14 protein-coding genes are annotated in these 18928 nt (G+C 43.9%); 9 read left to right on the top strand and 5 right to left on the bottom strand.

All coding sequences use genetic code 11. The annotated features are described in order from the left end of the window. Positions 1 to 5 precede the first annotated feature (5 nt). Positions 6 to 674: a response regulator transcription factor gene (locus DSZ37_RS15960; RefSeq protein ID WP_109727858.1), complete on the bottom strand. Its 669-nt coding sequence runs from the start codon at positions 672 to 674 to the stop codon at positions 6 to 8. A 333-nt stretch (positions 675 to 1007) separates the two neighbouring features. Between DSZ37_RS15960 and DSZ37_RS15955 the strand changes: the two genes are divergently transcribed. Then, positions 1008 to 1709, top strand: coding sequence for a hypothetical protein (locus DSZ37_RS15955; protein ID WP_109727857.1), 702 nt, complete (start codon positions 1008 to 1010; stop codon positions 1707 to 1709). Positions 1710 to 2610: 901 nt separating this feature from the next. On the opposite strand, the gene glmU is transcribed toward DSZ37_RS15955, so the two are convergent. From glmU to DSZ37_RS15935, 4 genes are read right to left on the bottom strand one after another with little or no spacing between them, the layout of a single operon-like run. Next, the gene (gene glmU / locus DSZ37_RS15950; protein ID WP_109727856.1) at positions 2611 to 3987 is read right to left on the bottom strand and encodes a bifunctional UDP-N-acetylglucosamine diphosphorylase/glucosamine-1-phosphate N-acetyltransferase GlmU; all 1377 of its coding nucleotides are present in this window, start codon (positions 3985 to 3987) and stop codon (positions 2611 to 2613) included. A gap of 18 nt (positions 3988 to 4005) precedes the next feature. Beyond that, on the bottom strand, positions 4006 to 5166 hold the full coding sequence (locus DSZ37_RS15945) for an alpha/beta hydrolase (protein ID WP_181380346.1): 1161 nt from the start codon (positions 5164 to 5166) through the stop codon (positions 4006 to 4008). Positions 5167 to 5190: 24 nt separating this feature from the next. Then, positions 5191 to 6330, bottom strand: coding sequence for an alpha/beta hydrolase (locus DSZ37_RS15940; RefSeq protein WP_146198209.1), 1140 nt, complete (start codon positions 6328 to 6330; stop codon positions 5191 to 5193). An 18-nt stretch (positions 6331 to 6348) separates the two neighbouring features. Further along, on the bottom strand, positions 6349 to 6903 hold the full coding sequence (locus tag DSZ37_RS15935; RefSeq protein ID WP_109727853.1) for a hypothetical protein: 555 nt from the start codon (positions 6901 to 6903) through the stop codon (positions 6349 to 6351). A 268-nt stretch (positions 6904 to 7171) separates the two neighbouring features. Between DSZ37_RS15935 and ppdK the strand changes: the two genes are divergently transcribed. The 8 genes from ppdK to DSZ37_RS15895 all read left to right on the top strand — a co-directional run bounded on the left by ppdK (position 7172) and on the right by DSZ37_RS15895 (position 18924). After that, positions 7172 to 9799: a pyruvate, phosphate dikinase gene (ppdK, locus tag DSZ37_RS15930; protein ID WP_109727852.1), complete on the top strand. Its 2628-nt coding sequence runs from the start codon at positions 7172 to 7174 to the stop codon at positions 9797 to 9799. Between the two features lie 245 nt (positions 9800 to 10044). Next, a complete protein-coding gene (locus DSZ37_RS15925; protein WP_109727851.1) occupies positions 10045 to 10614 on the top strand; it encodes a restriction endonuclease subunit S in 570 nt (189 codons plus the stop codon). 5 nt (positions 10615 to 10619) lie between these two features. Further along, positions 10620 to 11837, top strand: coding sequence for a restriction endonuclease subunit S (locus DSZ37_RS15920; RefSeq protein ID WP_109727850.1), 1218 nt, complete (start codon positions 10620 to 10622; stop codon positions 11835 to 11837). A 20-nt stretch (positions 11838 to 11857) separates the two neighbouring features. Beyond that, on the top strand, positions 11858 to 13387 hold the full coding sequence (locus DSZ37_RS15915) for a type I restriction-modification system subunit M (RefSeq protein ID WP_109727849.1): 1530 nt from the start codon (positions 11858 to 11860) through the stop codon (positions 13385 to 13387). Then, the gene (locus tag DSZ37_RS15910; RefSeq protein WP_109727848.1) at positions 13388 to 13939 is read left to right on the top strand and encodes a hypothetical protein; all 552 of its coding nucleotides are present in this window, start codon (positions 13388 to 13390) and stop codon (positions 13937 to 13939) included. A 95-nt stretch (positions 13940 to 14034) separates the two neighbouring features. Then, entirely contained in the window at positions 14035 to 15069 is a 1035-nt protein-coding gene (locus tag DSZ37_RS15905; RefSeq protein WP_242978648.1) for an HAD family hydrolase, read from the top strand. Between the two features lie 31 nt (positions 15070 to 15100). Then, entirely contained in the window at positions 15101 to 18196 is a 3096-nt protein-coding gene (locus tag DSZ37_RS15900; RefSeq protein WP_109727847.1) for a type I restriction endonuclease subunit R, read from the top strand. Continuing rightward, positions 18196 to 18924 carry a M48 family metallopeptidase gene (locus tag DSZ37_RS15895; protein ID WP_109727846.1) on the top strand — a complete coding sequence of 243 codons (729 nt, stop codon included), beginning with the start codon at positions 18196 to 18198 and terminating at the stop codon, positions 18922 to 18924. Before DSZ37_RS15900 ends, DSZ37_RS15895 begins: the two co-directional genes overlap by 1 nt. Positions 18925 to 18928: the final 4 nt, after the last annotated feature.

Below are 18928 nucleotides of genomic sequence, written 5' to 3'. Positions count from 1 at the left end.
CCTCCTTACTCAAGCGAATAGCCTATGCCTCGGGCGGTTTTGATCTGAACAGGAGCGGATATGACAGAGAGCTTCTTTCTCAGGAACGATATGTACACCTCGATGTTGTTGTACTCAACATCGCTCTCATATCCCCATATCTTTTCGATTATGCGCTCCTTGGGGAGTATCTGATGGGGATTGGAGATAAGCAGCTCCATGATCTGATACTCCTTCAGTGACAATTTTACGTCATTTCCCTGCCACATCACAGAGCAGGTGTTCTTGTTGAGCTCAAGACCGTTGTAATCCAGCCTGTTCTCATCGACGATCTCGCCCTTTCTTCTGGTGAGGGCGCGGACTCTCGCCAGCAGCTCTCCCGTAACGAAGGGCTTTGTCAGGTAGTCGTCCGCACCGCCGTCAAGACCGTTGATCTTGTCCTCGATCTCGCTTCGCGCGGTGAGCAGCAGGACGGGAGTGCTTATCCTCTCCTGTCTCAGCTTCCTCAGCACCTCCAGACCGTTCATGCCGGGAAGCATGATGTCAAGGATGATACAGTCGTACACACCTGTCATGGCATTATCAAGACCGTCTATACCGTTGTAAGCGGTGTCAACATTATACATATTTCTTTTAAGGATCTCCGAAAGAGCATCCGCAAGCTGCATCTCGTCTTCAACTACGAGAACTCTCATATAAATTCCCCCTTGGAACTGCTCTGCCCCTGCGGCAGAGGGTATGTCATAGCACGGGAGCAGCCACTCCGAGAGTACACCACTCCACTCTACTATTATTATATCACAAATTATTGAAATAAGCTTAAAAGATGCATTAGTTCAATATGTTGATTAGGAAAAAAATCCGCACGGTTTTTGTGCATATCAACAGTTTTATATTTTAGCTGCCGACAAATGTTGACTAAGTAATAAATTTGTGTTAGAATTGAATATGCAAACAAGCAAGAATAATTTACTGTTTTTACTCATTTTGCAATGTTACGAATACCCACAGGACAGGGGGCTGATAATATGATATCACCGTCAGAACGTAAAAAAATAGGATTTTCGCTGCTGACATCTCACAGCGCCGAGATGAAAAAGTACGTTGACGTGTATGCTTTATACATTGAAAAGGGATATACCAAGGATCTGTGCGAAGCCTATGCGGACGCCTTCATCGACAACGCAAAAAAGCCCTCGCCCTTTGATATAATCCAGCTTGCAGCGCTCTATGGCAGGATACACGACTACAAGACATCCGCCTTTTATCTTGAAAAGCTTGAAGACAAGAAGCTCAGCGGCGACGAGAGGTTCGCCTACTGCATCGAGACTCTCTCCACTGTCAGCAAAATAGGCAACTGGCGCGATGCTGAGGACTTCCGCACGAGGAACATAAGCTTTCTCCAGAAGCATACGATAAAGGTCTCGCCGCAGAGAGAGGCTGATCTTTACATTGCCCTTGCGCTGGCTGACTGCGCCGCAAAGAACTACCAGCAGGCGCTGAAGCTGCTGAAATTCGGCTATAAGCCGCAGGGTGCCAAGGACCTCACTCTCCTTGAGATATTCATTACGGTTGTGTATATCTTCGCCAAGGCGGGGGACGACGAGGGACTGGACGGAGCGCTTCAGAACGCAGAGAGCTGCCTGAGACTGTTCAAACAGTTCGACTTCCCGTGGCAGGCTTCCTACTACCGCAGGCGTATCGAGGATGCAGCCAACGGAATATTATGACATAAGGCTCCGGAGACAGACTTCGGAGCTTTTTTGTAGCACAAAAATCGTTAAAACAAAAAAATATATGAAGATTTTCCGTATTTTTTATGAATTTTCTTCCGAGGTATTATTGTGTATGATTTAACCAACAAATTTCATCTGTATAATCGCGACCGAATATTACAGATTGTTAAAAACTCGGTTTTTTGAAGCACAATTTGTGCAAGTGCCGAAAACAACGCATCTGCGTTGTTTTCAGAGATAAAAAACTGCTGCCGAAAGACGTAAAATACATCAAAATCTGCATATATGAATATTGTATGAACGCATAAAATATTCAGTTTTGTTCATAAACACTTAATATAAATAATTGAATTTTATTTAGCAATATAGTGCTAATTTCAGGCAATATAATCAATTGAACTTTCTCCCCCTATGGGCTATAATACAATTGTTGGAAGAACAGAGACCGAAAAATCGGTCTCCATCCACCACATAATTACATCAAGATATATTATGTGTCCTGTAACAAAATCGGCAATTATATCCTGTTTTGCTCGATACGGTTTTAAACTCCGCCGTATCAAAGCCACATCAACCAGTTCCAAAAGACATTTTACTTATTCACAACTGTTATTAAACATTAATGCCTATAATATGTTTAATCGCCTAAGGCAGTTTTTCAGATCGCTTAAAACGTTACAACAGTAGTGATAACAATGCAAAGGGATATATGGCACTACGGAATTTGTGCCTGCCGTACGGCATCTGCGTATAGAGGGTGCGCAGCCGCCAACTCGATAGCGACCTTGATTGGCTTTTGAGAGGGTGTCAATGAAGGTCGTTATTATTTTGCCAGTTCCGGTTCTATACCTATATAAAAAAGGCTGTCTCAGGACAGCCTTTTTTACTTTAATTTTCACTTTCCAAGCTTGCTCTTGAGCTTTCTGAGAGTATAGCCCTCGTTTATCTTCATGACTCCTCTGTCGATAGCCAGCGCATAGTCGGGAACGTCCCTTGTTACGGTGGTTCCTGCGGCTGTGTATACAGCCTTGCCCAGCTTTACGGGAGCGATGAGATTGGTGTTGCAGCCGATGAAGCAGTTGTCACCGATAACGCAGCGGCTCTTGGCGATACCGTCGTAGTTTACGGTAACAGTCCCGCAGCCGATGTTCACGCGCTTTCCGATGTCGCTGTCGCCGACGTAGGCAAGATGTGCAATGGCGGTCTTTTCGCCGATAGTGGAGTTCTTTATCTCCACGAAATCGCCTATCTTGGCGCCCGACTTCACAACGCTGTCGGGACGTATATGAACGTAGGGACCTATCTTTACACCTGCCTCTATCTCCGACTCGTAAGCCTGCACTGTGTGGAGGTTTACATCATCGCCTATCTTACAGTTCTCCACCACGGTATTGGGACCTATCTTGCAGTTCTTGCCGATGGTGGTATTTTTTCTTATTATAGTATTGGGAAGTATCTCCGTGCCCACGCCTATCTCAACGCCGCGCTCGATGACAACGCCGTCTGTGCAGGTGAACTCAACGCCGTTGGCAAGGTGCTTCTCAATAACAGCCATTCTTGCATAGGTGTTCAGCTCGAGGAGGTCCTTTCTGTCGTTGGCGCCCCTGATGATATCCGCATTCTCGGACTTGTATGCGCCTGCGTTCTTGCCTTCTGCAAGAGCGATGGCGATGGTGTCGGTGAGGTAGTACTCATTCTGCACATTGTCATTGCTGAGCTTGCCGAGAAGCTCTATGAGGTCGGCAGTCCTGAACCAGTATGTGCCCGAATTTACTTCCTTTATCCGGCGCTGCTCCTCGGTAGCGTCCTTCTGCTCAACTATGCCGCTGATGCCGCCTGCCGAGCGGATTATCCTGCCGTAGCCGAAGGGGTTCTCCAGCTCCGCAGTAATTACCGTAACAGCGTTTTTCTGCTGCTTGTGTATGATAAGCGACTCCTTTATAGTCTCGGCGTCGATAAAGGGAGCATCTCCGCAGAGCACGAGGGTATTGCCCTCCGTATCCTCCTCAAGGACGGGCACAGCCTGCTTCACTGCATGACCCGTACCAAGTCTCTCCTCCTGAAGAACGGTCTTGTAAGCGCCGCCCAGATACTCATCTATCATCTCGCCCTTGAAGCCCTTGACCACGCATATATCCGTAAGGTCTGCTGCTTCACAGGCAGATATCACCCAGCGGAGCATAGGCTCGCCCAGCACCTTGAAAAGAGGCTTGGGCATTTCCGCCTTCATGCGCTTGCCCTGTCCGCCTGCAAGAATTACTGCTTTATTCATATTCGTTCCTCCTATATGTCAATTTTGAGTTTTATCCTCTGGCGGGAAATTCTGCTTCAGATAGTCCTTCAGCATATCTTCCACATAATTGTTGTGATAGCAATCCTCATATATTTTAAGTTCTGCATCTGTACCATGTGAGGTAAGTCTTTCATAAAGCGCCGTTGCTTCCTCAGTCATATTTTTATTGCCGTTATAGTTATCCTCGAAAGAAGGATTTTCTCTGCCGCCTGCACATATTAATACGTTCTTATCCATAGTCTCATTGCGGTCAAAATAGTCAAATTCCCGTGTATACGCATAGGGATCTGTAATAACACTCGGATCATAAAGCTGCTCATCGAAAGAATGATAATAATTCCAGAATGCCATGCTTCCCATTATGTACCTTGCAAATGGCTGATATTCATATTTGTCCGAATTACATAGGGCATAGTGAGAGAACGTTCCTCCGCAGGAATGTCCGAAAAATACGGAGCGTGACTCGTCGATCTTATAGTTCAGAGCAACAGTCCGCATGAGGTCGTCAGTAATAAAATCGAGGAATTTATTCTGGCGAATTATAAATTTATCAAGCCGCTCTTCATCACCGCCGCCATTCCTGTCATAATCATAGCCGAGTGTAACGAATATCAGAGGAGCTGCTTCACCGTCGCTGATAAGTTGGCGAAGATCGGGTATTAATTTGAACCAATACGCAGGATCGGTCATCAGAAATACAGGATATTTCTTGTTTTCATCATAGTCAGGTGGAAGTATGACATGGACGAGAAAGTCTGTGTCAAGCTGTTCATCGTATATTTTTATCTCTCGGATATCATCAGTGAATTTCTTCACTTTAAGTTCCGTAGAATCAGGCAGGGGGTAGAAATTACGACCGTTTTTGCTCAGGCTGAAACACTTCTCAGGATCAAGGAGTGTAAACTCACGGAAGCTCGATTTCTCCTTTTCCTTGTCGGTCATATTATCCGAGCAGATAAGCCCATCGTAGTATTCAACGGTCACTTTTGTTGTCGGTTTCGTTGCAGGCTCTGTTTCCGTCTCTGTTGCAGCTTCCGCAGTTGTCGCGGCAGCTGTAGTTTCCACCGTAGCAGACGAGGTCTCGCCTTTTCCCGCGCAGGAAGCAGCAGAAACCGCCATAAGTCCGCACAACATAAGTGTCAGTGCTTTGTTCTTCATTGTATTCTCCATAGCGTAATAGTGTCAGTTCTCAGGCGGAAAATTCTGTTTCAGGTAATCCTTGAGCATATCTGCAAGGTAATTATTGTGGTAGCAATCCTCATATATCTTCAATTCAGCATTTGCACCGTGAGAGACGAGCCTTTCATGGAGAAGCTTTGCCTCCTCGGGGATAGTGGGGAGGTCATCAGGTGCCTTGAAATCATAGTAATTCTCTCTGCCGCCTGCACATATCAGCACATTCTTGTCCATTGTCTCATTGCGGTCAAAATAATCGAACTCCCGCTGAAAAGCATACGGATCCTTAATGGAACTGTTGTCAAAATACTCCATATCGGGATAGAAATATGCGTAGAATGAGGGACTTCCTATTATATAGCTCCCGAAGGGCTGATAATCATACTTATCCGAATTGCAAAGGGCATAATGTGAAAACACCCCGCCAAATGAATGCCCGAAAAATACAGAACGTGAAGCGTCCACCTTGTAATTGAGAGAAATGGTTTTCATAAGGTCATCGGTGATAAAGTCAAGGAGCTTTTCCTCCTGCAGGATAAACTTATCAAAACGCTCTTCTTCCTCACGTGTGTCGTAATCGTAGCCGAGAGTTACGAATATAACGGGAGCGGCTTCGCCCTCGTCTATGACTTTCCAGAGGTCGGGAACTTTTTTCAGATGATACGCCGAATCAGTGATGAATACCACCGGGTATTCCTTGTCTTTGTCATAATTCGGCGGAAGTGTTATGTGCGCAAGGAACTGCTGGTCAAGCTGTTCGTCGTATATGGTCAGCTCGCGGAAATAATCCTTGATCTTGGTTATCTTCGTTATATCAGCGGGATAGAAATAGTAGGAATTGCGTCCGTTTTCGCCTATCTCGAAGCATTTGTCAACATCAAGCAGCGTAAATTCGCGGAAGCTTGATCTCTCCTTTTCCTTTTCGGTCATATTATCCGAGCAGATAAGCCCATCGTAGTATTCAACGGTCACTTTTGTTGTCGGTTCCGTTGCAGGCTCTGTTTCCGTCTCTGTTGCAGTTCCCGCAGTTGTCGCGGCAGCTGTAGTTTCCACCGTAGCAGACGAGGTCTCGCCTTTTCCTGCACAGGAGACCGCCGAAGCCGCCAGCAAGCCGCATACCATAAACACTGATAAAAGCTTTTTCACGTTTGTAGCTCCCCTTTATCAGCCGATACCGCCGTCGGCAGCCGACTCAAGAGTTTCCTCATCCATGGGTATTATCTTCCAGCCCTCACCGTCAACATCAACAACGATTATATCCTCCGAGGTGCTGTCTTTCTGGCTGCCGCTCTTGACAGTAACATTCATCTTCAGCTTATAGCCGTCCGACACGGTATAAGGAGGAGCGCTGACCTTGAGCATATTGGTGTATGAGTCGAAATACACACCGGCGCCCTTCATAGCCTTCTCGCTGATCTTGACCTCGTCTGAGGTGGTACACTTATCAAGCGAACCGTCCACGCCCATTTCCAATGCGGAATACAGCTGCTTTGTAAGTCCGCTGCTTTTAAGTCCCGATATGAGTGCATGAGGGTACATACAGTTCAGCATACCGTTGCCGTCGCCCTCGAAAACATTGTTTACGAAATCCTTTATGCAGGCATCTGCTTCCGCAGGAAGCACCTTGCTCGCTGTGTTTTCTTCTTTCTTACTGCCGCAGGAAACTGCCGTACAGCCGATAAGTATACATGAAAGTATAGTCGCTGTGATCTTTTTCATAATAAACTCCTTATTTCATAAACCATTTTGCAGCTTTTACCATCCGCTGCCATGTATTTATTTTTACATACTTTAACAATAAATGCAAGCCTTTTTCGCAGAAAACAAAGTGGTTTGTTAAATTTTGTACAAACTGCAATAAAATAAAGGGGTAATTTTTGTCATCACATATATGGTATTTTTTTCTGAGATGTGTTATAATAGGTATAACTCGGATAATGCCCCCAGGGTTCTTGTCCGGTAATGTTAAAAATGGAGGTATACACCAATGGCAAATAAGTATTGTTACCTTTTCTCAGAGGGTAATGCCAACATGAGAGAGCTTCTCGGCGGTAAGGGCGCAAACCTGGCTGAGATGACAAACATCGGTCTCCCTGTTCCTCAGGGCTTCACGATCACAACAGAGGCTTGTACTCAGTATTATGAGGACGGCGGTATCTCTGATGAGATCCAGGCAGAGATCAATGAGTACATCACAAAGATGGAAGGAATCACCGGCAAGAAGTTCGGCGACAAGGAGAATCCTCTCCTCGTTTCTGTACGTTCTGGTGCAAGAGCTTCAATGCCCGGTATGATGGATACAATCCTTAACCTCGGTCTCAATGAGACAGTTGTTAACACGATCGCTGAAAAGTCCAACAACCCCAGATGGGCTTGGGACTGCTACAGAAGATTCATCCAGATGTATTCTGACGTAGTTATGGAAGTTGGTAAGAAGTACTTTGAAGAGCTTATCGACAAGATGAAGGAAGAAAAGGGCGTTACACAGGACGTTGAGCTCACAGCTGAGGACCTCAAGACTCTCGCCGGCCAGTTCAAGGCTGAGTACAAGGCTAAGATCGGTGTAGACTTCCCTGACGATCCTAAGGAGCAGCTCATGGGAGCTATCAAGGCTGTATTCCGTTCATGGGACAACCCCAGAGCTAACGTTTACAGACGTGATAACGATATTCCTTTCTCATGGGGTACTGCTGTTAACGTACAGTCAATGGCATTCGGTAACATGGGCGACGACTGCGGTACAGGTGTTGCCTTCACAAGAGACCCTGCTACAGGTGAGAAGAAGCTCATGGGCGAGTTCCTTACAAACGCTCAGGGCGAGGACGTTGTTGCAGGCGTTCGTACTCCTATGCCTATCCAGCAGATGGCTGAGACATTCCCTGAGGCTTTCAAGCAGTTCCAGGAAGTTTGCCAGACTCTCGAAAATCACTATCACGATATGCAGGATATGGAGTTCACTGTTGAGAACAAGAAGCTCTATATGCTCCAGACAAGAAACGGTAAGAGAACTGCACAGGCTGCTCTCAAGATCGCTTGTGACCTCGTTGATGAGGGCATGAAGACAGAGCAGGAAGCTGTTGCAATGATCGACCCCAGAAACCTCGATACACTTCTCCACCCCCAGTTCGATACAAAGGCTCTCAAGGCTGCTACTCCTATCGGCAAGGGCCTCGGCGCTTCACCCGGAGCTGCTTGCGGTAAGATCGTATTCACAGCTGACGACGCTGTAGCGTGGGCTGAAAAGGGCGAGAAGGTAGTTCTCGTTCGTCTCGAGACATCACCTGAGGATATCACAGGTATGAAGGCTGCTCAGGGTATCCTGACAGTTCGCGGCGGTATGACTTCACACGCTGCTGTTGTTGCCCGTGGTATGGGTGAGTGCTGCGTATCAGGCTGCGGCGACATCAAGATGGATGAAGCTAACAAGAAGTTCGAGCTCGGCGGAAAGACATTCAACGAGGGCGACTACATCTCTATCGATGGTACAACAGGTAACATCTACGACGGTATCATTCCTACAGTTGACGCTCAGATCGCAGGCGAGTTCGGAAGAATCATGGCTTGGGCTGACAAGTACAGAACTCTCAAGGTTCGTACAAACGCTGATACTCCTGCTGACGCTAAGAAGGCAAGAGAGCTCGGCGCTGAGGGTATCGGTCTCTGCCGTACAGAGCACATGTTCTTCGAGGCTGACAGAATCGCTGCTTTCCGTGAGATGATCTGCTCAGATACAGTTGAAGGAAGAGAAGCTGCTCTCGCTAAGATCGAGCCTATGCAGCAGGGCGATTTCGAGGCTCTCTATGAGGCTCTCGAGGGCAACCCTGTTACAATCAGATTCCTTGATCCTCCTCTCCACGAGTTCGTTCCTACAGAGGAAGCTGACATCGAGGCTCTCGCTAAGGCACAGGGCAAGTCAGTTCAGGACATCAAGAACATCATCGCTTCACTCCACGAGTTCAACCCCATGATGGGTCACAGAGGATGCCGTCTTGCTGTAACATATCCTGAGATCGCTAAGATGCAGACAAGGGCTGTTATCAAGGCTGCTATCAATGTTAAGAAGAACCACCCCGACTGGAACGTTAAGCCCGAGATCATGATCCCTCTCGTAGGCGACGTTAAGGAGCTCAAGTTCGTTAAGAAGGTCGTTGTTGAGACTGCTGACGCTGTTATCGCTGAGGCTGGCGCAAACCTTGAGTACGAAGTTGGTACAATGATCGAGATCCCCAGAGCTGCTCTTACAGCTGACGAGATCGCTAAGAACGCTGACTTCTTCTGCTTCGGTACAAACGACCTTACTCAGATGACATACGGCTTCTCAAGAGACGACGCAGGTAAGTTCCTCGGCGCTTACTACGACAAGAAGATCTTCGAGAACGATCCTTTTGCTAAGCTCGATCAGGCAGGCGTTGGTAAGCTCATGGAAATGGCTATCAAGCTCGGCAAGCCCCAGAATCCTAAGCTCCACTGCGGTATCTGCGGCGAGCACGGCGGCGATCCTACATCTGTTGAGTTCTGCCACAAGATCGGCCTCGACTATGTATCTTGCTCACCTTTCCGTGTTCCGATCGCTCGTCTGGCTGCTGCTCAGGCTGCTATCGCTGACAAGAAGTAATTATAACTCATCAGAGTTGATCTGCACATACGATTAACATTTGCGCCCGTGTATTCGGATAACTGATGTTAATAACAGTCCCCCTGAACTACTATGGTTCAGGGGGATTTTTTCATCCTCACAGCGAGTAACATTTTACACATAACAAAAATTACTCTCCAAAAACCTTGACATCTTCTGACATATATGCTATACTATCCTCAAAGAGTTACATAATGTACATAACGAAATATTTAGGAGGCTTTATGAAACTTACTAAACTGGCTGCCGTGAAAACAGGCCTTGTTCTGTCGCGGAAAGAAGCCAAAACTACCGATAAAAGCTGGGAATACCGTCAGCTGAATCTGAAAGCTGTCAATGACGACGGTACTATAAATACAGATGAAACGATACCGTTTTACGCTTCGGAGGAGCTCTCGCCGAACTACCTCACGCAGGTGGGGGACATAGTTGTCAAGACCTCCGAGCCGTACACGGCGGCATATATCACAGAGGAATACACGGGACTGGTCATACCGTCGCATTTTGTTGTGGTGAGAGTAGATATAACGAAGGCTCTGCCGCAGTATATCGCGTGGTATCTGAACAAAGACCGCATAAAAAAGGCTTTCCGCATGAGCTGTACGGGTATGCTGAAACAGATAAAGCCCACTATGGTCGGTGAGACTGAGATAAAACTGCCGTCCCTTGAACGTCAGCGGCAGGTGGTTGAGCTTTATAATATTTCCCGACAGGAAATAGTTCTGCTGGAAAGGCAGATAAGGCAGAAAGAAGCCTATTACAAGGCGCTGATAAATAAGGTAAACAGGATGTGAGAAGTATGGATAAAGAGATAAAAGAGCGCATAGCCGCCATAAACAGCGGCATTATCCCCGAAGGCTACAAGAAAACGAAAGTCGGTATTGTGCCTGTGGAGTGGGAAGTTGAACATATAGGTGAACACTTACAAGAATATCGAGAATTATCGAATGATATTGAAAAATATCCTGTTTACTCCTCGTCACGCAAAGGCTTGATTCCGCAGTCAGATTATTACGATCAAAAAGAAGCTACACAGACTAATTTAGGTTATAAAATAGTTCCTGTCGGATATGTAACCTACCGGCATATGAGCGACGATGATATTTTTCATTTTAATCTTAACACAACAGGGAAATCTGTCTTGGTAAGCAGTGAATATCCTGTCTTTAATGCTAAGTCAAATGCAAATCTTTACTATATTATTTCATGTTTGAATGAAATGCCACGTTTCAGATATTTTTGTAGGTCACAAAAATTAGGCGGTACAAGAACCAGATTATATTATAAAAATCTTTCAATGTATCAACTATCTTTTCCCCCACTCCCCGAACAGCAAAAGATAGCGGAGATACTCTCCACGCAGGACAAGCTGATAGAATTGCAGGAAAAGAAGATAGAGCAGTTGAAAGAACTGAAAAAAGCCTATCTGCAAAAGATGTTTCCGAAAAAAGGCAGTAAATATCCCGAACTAAGGTTTAAAGGATTTACTGATCCTTGGGAACAGCGTAAGTTGGGTGATATGTGCGATGAGTTCCAAAGTGGCAAGAGTATAAAAGCGTCTGAAATAACAGATTCGGGGCGCTATGCTGTCTATGGTGGAAATGGGTTTAGAGGTTACACGAACACATACAATCATGATGGTGATTTTGCCTTAATCGGCAGGCAAGGTGCGTTATGTGGAAACATGAACTTTTCCTCTGGAAAAGCCTATTTTACGGAACACGCCGTTGCTGTTCACGGAAATAATGACAACGATACATTGTTCTTGTACTACCTCTTAGATTTGATGAATTTAGGACAATATTCAGGTCAATCTGCACAGCCCGGATTAGCTGTAAATAAGATTATTCAACTGACTACAAAAGTACCAAATATAGCTGAACAAAAGCAAATAAGCTGCTTTTTCAAGGCTCTCGACAACCTTATCACCCTTCATCAGCGTAAGTCAGAACAGGAAAAACAAAAGAAAAAAGCCCTTATGCAATTATTGCTTACAGGCATAGTAAGAACGAAATAAATACAGTGAGGTAAATAATAATGACTACTAAAAACGATATAGAAAAGGTGCTCTGGAGTGCCTGCGACAGCTTCAGAAACAAGATAGACAGCTCCCGTTACAAGGATTACATACTCGCCATGCTCTTTGTCAAGTATCTGAATGACGTTTACAACGAGACAAAAGCTAAGTATATCGAGGAATACAAGGGCGACGAAAGACGTGTTGAACGTGCTATGCGCAACGAGCGTTTCACTCTGACCGAGACTTCTACCTTCGATTATCTCTACGACAACCGCACCGATAACGAGATCGGTCAGAAGATAAATGTTGCCCTTGCCGAGATCGAAAATAACAACAGCGAGAAGCTCCGCAATGTGTTCCGTGCTATCGACTTCAACTCCACTGTTGATTTCGGCGAGACTAAGGACAAGAACGCTATCCTCCGCAATCTGCTTGAGGATTTCCATGAGCTTGACCTCCGTCCTACGCAGTTGGACAGCGCTGATATTATCGGCGACGCTTATGAGTACATGATAGCAAACTTTGCTTCCGATGCAGGCAAAAAAGGCGGAGAATTCTTTACCCCAAGTCAGGTCTCAAAGCTCGTTGCAGAACTTGTTTCGCCGCAGGAGAATGAGAGAATTTACGATCCTACCTGCGGAAGCGGCGGTCTGCTCCTTAAAGCGTACAATAAAGTGCAGTCCCACAAAGCAGCCGTTTACGGTCAGGAAGTCAATAACCAGACATGGGCGCTGTGTAAGATGAATATGTTCCTCCACGGTGTTGACGATGCTGTAATCTGGCAGGGCGATACACTGGCTAACCCTCAGAATATCAAGGAAGACAAGCTGATGAAGTTCCAGTGTGTTGTGGCAAATCCGCCTTTCTCTCTCGATAAGTGGGACAGCGGTTTCCTTTCGGGACTCAGCGGCGAGGACAAGAAAAAAGAGAAGATGAACGCTTCACTTGACCCCTTCGGACGATTCGCATGGGGAGTTCCTCCCACTTCAAAGGGCGACTATGCCTTTGTCCTGCATATGCTCCACAGCCTTGACGAAAACGGCGGACGTATGGCGGTTGTACTGCCTCACGGTGTACTTTTCAGAGGTGCAAGCGAGGGCAAGATCAGAAAGGAAATAATAGAGTTTAACCTGCTTGACGCTGTTATCGGTCTGCCTGCAAATCTGTTCTACGGTACGGGCATTCCTGCCTGCATTCTTGTTTTCAAGAAGAACCGCAGTAAATCCGATGTGCTGTTTATTGACGCAAGCGGCGACGGAAATTTCGAGAAAGGCAAGAACCAGAACATTCTCCGTGACAGTGATATCGAGCGTATAGTGGAGACTTACCGCAAGCGTGAAGCCGTGGACAAATACAGCTATGTTGCTGAAAAGAGTGAGATCGTCGAGAACGACTACAACCTTAATATCCCCCGTTACGTTGATACTTTCGAGGAGGAAGCTCCCATTGATATCGACGCTGTCAAGGCTGACATTGCCGCAACAGAAAAGGAAATCGCTGAGGTGCAGGCGAAGATGGATGAAATGTTGAAGGAGCTTGGGGTATAAATGGCTAAAGAAAAAACGAATGAATTTACAGCAAGAAAAGTTAAAAAGGATATTAAAGAGATAATCAAAAAATATCCGATTGAAAAAGATGATAGCAGAATTGAAAAAGTCTATTTGCGTAAAAAAGCCATTTCAGATTACTATGAAAAAAACAAAAATAAAATTGAGGACAATGTGCTTGTTGAAGTATACAACAAAATGTACAATCCTTCTGCCATTAAAGAGTTATCAATAGGAATTATTTCAGGTATATTAGCAACTTGGATTTGTGAAATAGTCAAAACAAAGATTCCATATACTGGTAATTCCAAAATAGAATTAATAGCTTATATTATAGCTATAATTTTTTTAGCACTAATTATTATTCTGATATTTTTCTTTATGCTTATACAGTCATACAAGAATATATTATCATTACATTCTTATATCGATGAGACAAATGCACATCACAGGAAAATTGTCTATAATCTTATTAAAGAGCGTGAAACTAAATATGAAAAGAGGAATAATAACGAGCCCAAGCGTAACAAAAAGAATAGAAAACATAAATAAAGGCATTACCCCGAAGGCTACAAGAAAACGAAAGATAACATGTAATTATAAGTCAGTAAGCGATTATTGCTTACAGGAAAGGTTAGGTGTATGTAATGGAAGATAAAACAATTATGGCTCAGGAAGTAAAAGAAAAAGAGATTGAAACTATAAGAAACAGAAAGCCTCGCATGGCAATCTGCTACGATTTCGACAAAACACTCTCTCCCGATGATATGCAGACTTTTACGCTTATCCCTTCGTTTAATATTGATAAGAATTCATTCTGGGAGGAAACTGGAAAACTGGCTCATGATAATCTTATGGACAATAACCTCGCATGGATGTATCAGCTTATCAAGCATTCAACATTTAGGGATAAATCTATAAAAAAGGAGTATTTTCAGGCAATTGGAAAAGATGTAAAGCTCTATAAAGGCGTAGATAAGTGGTTCGACAGAATAAACGATTATGCCGAAAAACAAGGTATCATTCTTGAGCATTACATTATCTCATCCGGACTTAAAGAGATTATCGAGGGAAGTATGATCGCTGATAAATTTAAGCGTATATATGCTTCTTCCTATTACTATTCTTCTGATGGGGTAGCCGTATGGCCAGCACAGGCGGTAAACTATACCAACAAGACACAGTTCATTTTCAGAATCGCTAAAGGTATATTCGAGGAATATGATGAAACAGTAAATGATTCTATGCCGGAGAGCAATCTGTACATACCTTATGAAAATATCGTTTATATAGGCGATAGTGCAACCGATATTCCGTGTATGCGTCTTGTTAAAAGCAAGGGTGGTTTTTCAATAGGTGTTTATGATCTGGAAAAAGATATGCGTCAAAAGGTATATCAGCTTTTTAATGACGGAAGAATAAACTACTATGCACCTGCAGATTATTCTTCTCGTAGCGAATTAATGCAGTATGTAAAGAAAATAGTTGATACAGTTGCTGCTAAAGAGAAAATGAAGACGGAGCAGATGATATTAAATGTTGATGCAGCATTGTTCGGAGCTATAAAAGCAATGGAGCGAATGAGCTCTTTGGCTAATGAAAAAACGCCTAAAAAAATGAAAAGGGATTTGGAAAGCACCATTAAAGAGATGAAAGATTTACTCTCAGGAAATATTGAATAAACGTTACTTAGTTAAAGTAGGTGGTGACTATATGAATCATGACGCATACCTCGAAGACAACATAAGCAAAAATCCTGCCCTCGAATTATTGCAGAAGCTGGATTATACCTATCTTTCCCCCGAAGAGTGTGAGGCTCAGCGTGGCGGACTGTACAATGTCATTCTCAAAGATATCCTCCTCTCGCAGCTTGAAAAACTGAACAGCTATACTTTCGGCGGTAAGGAGTATAAATTTTCAAATGAGAACATACAGCGAGCAGTTGATGAGATAGACGAGCCGCTGGCTGATAATCTTGTTGTGTCCAGTGAAAAGGCATACAATGACATTATGCTCGGACGAAGCTATCCCGAAACTCTCCCCGACGACAGAACTATGAATTTCAATCTGAAATACATAGACTGGGACGATATTACGAATAACGTCTTTCATGTTACCGAGGAGTTTACCGTTCACAGCGCAGACCGTCAGCATGATACCCGTCCTGATATTGTTCTCTTTGTCAACGGTATTCCATTTGCAGTGATAGAGTGCAAAGCACCGACAATCTCCGTAGAACAGGCAGTTGAGCAGACTATACGCAATCAGAAACAGGAATACACTCCGCAGCTTTTCAAGTTCGCTCAGGTAGTTGCTGCGACTAATAAAAACTTCTTCAAATATGCGACCACAGGAACTGCAAAGAAGTTCTGGAACGTATGGCGAGAAGAAGATACCGAGTGGCTTGACGGACTGCTTTCACAGCATATCACCGACCGCAGTATCACTCAACAGGACAGGGATATCGTGTCGCTCTTTGACAGGCACAGGCTTATGGAGCTTACAAAATACTTCATTGTCTTTGATGCGAACATAAAGAAAATATGCCGACATCAGCAGTTTTTCGCTATCCGAAAGATAATAAAGACTATCAACACCGACGATGAGAACGGCAACCGTCAGAGTGGTGTTATATGGCACACTCAGGGCAGCGGAAAGTCCCTAACAATGGTAATGCTTGCAAAGTATATCCTCATGGAACTTACAAGCTGTCACCCGAAAGTTATCATAGTTACCGACCGTAAAGACCTTGATAACCAAATAGCCAAGACATTTGCACACACCAGACTTTCACCGGCAAAAGCCACATCAGGAAAGCATCTTGTTGAACTGATACAGAGCGATAAAGCTGATGTTGTAACAACGATAATCAATAAATTCAATACTGCCGAAAATCAGAAAATCAAGATAAATGACCGCAATATATTTGTACTTGTAGACGAAAGCCACCGCAGTAACTATGGTACTCTTGCGACTAAAATGAGGATAGTATTCCCTTGCGGATGTTACATAGGCTTTACAGGTACTCCGCTGATGAAAAAGGAGAAATCCACTGTTGGACGTTTCGGTGGCGGCGACTATATTCACAAGTATACTATCAAGGATGCAGTTGATGATAAAGCGATAGTTCCGCTTATTTATGAGGGACGTTTTGTGGATCAGAAAGTTGATGAAGATAATATAGACCTGTGGTTTGAGAAAACTACTCGCCGTCTTAACGAGCGTGAGCGTGAGGATCTGAAGCAGAAGTGGAGCAGCATCAAGCGCCTGACTTCTACCGATGCAAGAATCCGCAGGATAGCTCTTGATATTGAGGAACACTTTACAGACAGCGTAAAGAATACGGGTATGAAAGCGATGCTTGCAACCAATTTCAAGCGTGATGCTGTTCGTTATCTTGAAGTATTTGAGCAGCTTGGAAGTCTTAACTGCGCTGTTGTTATATCAGCTCCCGATATGCGTGAGGGTGAAGACGATATACTGTCCGAGACAGATAACAAAGTCATAGCTTTCTGGAACAAGATGATGAAACAGTATGGCGATGCTGATACATACGAAGAAACTATCAAGAATAAATTCTGTGACGGTGACATTGATATCCTTATTGTTTGCAGTAAGCTGCTTACAGGGTTTGACGCACCAGTATGTCAAGTACTTTATATCGACAAAGAACTGAAAGAACATGGCTTGCTTCAGGCTATTGCCCGTACAAACAGGCTTTATGACGGCAAGGATTATGGTCTTATTGTTGACTATCGTGGTCTTATTCAGAAACTCGATACTGCTATGAATATGTACAGTGGTGCAGGTCTTGAAAACTATGAAGGAACCGATCTTTCAGGAGCGATAGTGGACGTTATGACCGTTGTAGGAGAACTTCGTGAGGCATATTCTCAGCTCTGTGAACTCTTCATAAGCATCAGAAACAAAAATGATGTAAATGAATATGAGGACAAGCTGGAAGATGAAGATTTACGAAATGACTTCTACAATCTTCTCTGTAAATTCGGAAAAGCTCTTGCTATTGTAGTCAATTCCGAGAAGGCTTATGAAGCTGTTCCCCGTGAGGAGATAAATAAGTATAAATCCGAATTCATCATGTTCTCTAAGATCAGAAAGTCTGTAAAACTCCGCTATGCTGATGCTATCGATAATAAGGAATATGAGCCTATAATGCAGAATTTACTTGATCAGAACCTTTCTGTAACAGGCTTGAAAATCGTTACAGCTCCCGTTGATATTCTGGATTCAGACGGACTTGAAAAGGAACTGAACGAACTTGGTTCAGCAAGATCAAAGGCAGATGCCATTCGTTCAAGAATGACTAAAAGCATATCCGAAAAATATGATGAAAACCCTGCTTATTATGATAATTTCTCAAAGAAAATAAAAGAAGCTCTCGAACTGTACAAAAAACAAGTAATAAGCGAGGCAGAGTATCTTGAAAAGATGACTAAGATCATGGAGGAATACCGCAGCGGAAAAACTGAACTCAAATATCCTGAAAGAATTAAAGACAATGTTCATGCTCAGGCGTTCTATGGAGTTGTTTCAGCGATACTTGATGAAGTAATACCTCTTTCAGAGAACAGAGATATAGTAGCTGATCTGTCGGCGGATATAACAGACATCATAAAGGAATACAGCAAAGTTGACTGGACCTCAAACATTGACATTCACAAGAAAATATCTCATGCACTGGACGATCTTCTCTACGATTACAGCGACAATAATAACTGGGATCTCAGCTTTGAGATTATGGATAAGATCATTGATAACGTTAAAACCATTGCACTCAGGAGGTTTTAATGAAAGTACTGTTAACAGAAACAAGAAAAGTAAAAACTGAGTGCGGAGATATTGAATATATTTTTGAGCGCAAGAATATCAAAAACATAAATCTCAGAATACGCCATAACGGAAGTATTTTTGTTTCAGTGCCTGAGAATGTTGCCGAGAGTATAGCAGATTCTTTTGTTATCAGCAAGTGCAGGTATATCAGAAATGCTGTTGATACTTTTGAAAGCAATGAGATACCTAAGGCTGAAATGAAGTATGTCAGCGGAGAAAATGTTACACTTCTCGGAAAGAATATGCGGATAAGCATTATCAAAGATGCAGAGGAATATGTAAATACCGACGGTATATATGTTTACATTCACGTAAGACGTCCCGACTATTATAACAGAAAAAAGAACCTACTTAATAACTGGCTGAATGAGCAGTGCAATATTATCTTCAGCGAAATAATGCACGAAGTTCATCAGAAATTCATTCCGTATGGAGTGGATTATCCGCAGTTGAAACTTCGCAATATGACTTCACGTTGGGGCAGCTGTCTGCCGAATAAAGGTATAATAACGCTTAATAAACGATTGATCGAAGCTCCCAAAAACTGCATTGAATATGTGGTGTATCATGAGTTCTGCCATTTTATTCATCCTAATCATTCAAAGCAGTTCTACTCCCTTTTACAGGTAATGCTGCCTGATTGGAGAGAGAGTAAACAGCTTCTTGAAAATCACATTGTTTTATAGAGGT

This window comes from Ruminococcus flavefaciens (genome assembly GCF_900116855.1).
Taxonomy (GTDB): domain Bacteria; phylum Bacillota; class Clostridia; order Oscillospirales; family Ruminococcaceae; genus Ruminococcus; species Ruminococcus flavefaciens_R.
Note: the sequence above shows the minus strand (reverse complement) of the source record. Positions and strands in the feature narration are given on the sequence as shown.

Coding starts and splice junctions, on each gene's coding strand:
- DSZ37_RS15960 (WP_109727858.1), bottom strand. CDS start 674: ATGAGAGTTCTCGTAGTTGAAGACGAGATGCAGCTTGCGGATGCTCTT.
- DSZ37_RS15955 (WP_109727857.1), top strand. CDS start 1,008: ATGATATCACCGTCAGAACGTAAAAAAATAGGATTTTCGCTGCTGACA.
- glmU (WP_109727856.1), bottom strand. CDS start 3,987: ATGAATAAAGCAGTAATTCTTGCAGGCGGACAGGGCAAGCGCATGAAG.
- DSZ37_RS15945 (WP_181380346.1), bottom strand. CDS start 5,166: ATGAAGAACAAAGCACTGACACTTATGTTGTGCGGACTTATGGCGGTT.
- DSZ37_RS15935 (WP_109727853.1), bottom strand. CDS start 6,903: ATGAAAAAGATCACAGCGACTATACTTTCATGTATACTTATCGGCTGT.
- ppdK (WP_109727852.1), top strand. CDS start 7,172: ATGGCAAATAAGTATTGTTACCTTTTCTCAGAGGGTAATGCCAACATG.
- DSZ37_RS15925 (WP_109727851.1), top strand. CDS start 10,045: ATGAAACTTACTAAACTGGCTGCCGTGAAAACAGGCCTTGTTCTGTCG.
- DSZ37_RS15920 (WP_109727850.1), top strand. CDS start 10,620: ATGGATAAAGAGATAAAAGAGCGCATAGCCGCCATAAACAGCGGCATT.
- DSZ37_RS15915 (WP_109727849.1), top strand. CDS start 11,858: ATGACTACTAAAAACGATATAGAAAAGGTGCTCTGGAGTGCCTGCGAC.
- DSZ37_RS15910 (WP_109727848.1), top strand. CDS start 13,388: ATGGCTAAAGAAAAAACGAATGAATTTACAGCAAGAAAAGTTAAAAAG.
- DSZ37_RS15905 (WP_242978648.1), top strand. CDS start 14,035: ATGGAAGATAAAACAATTATGGCTCAGGAAGTAAAAGAAAAAGAGATT.
- DSZ37_RS15900 (WP_109727847.1), top strand. CDS start 15,101: ATGAATCATGACGCATACCTCGAAGACAACATAAGCAAAAATCCTGCC.
- DSZ37_RS15895 (WP_109727846.1), top strand. CDS start 18,196: ATGAAAGTACTGTTAACAGAAACAAGAAAAGTAAAAACTGAGTGCGGA.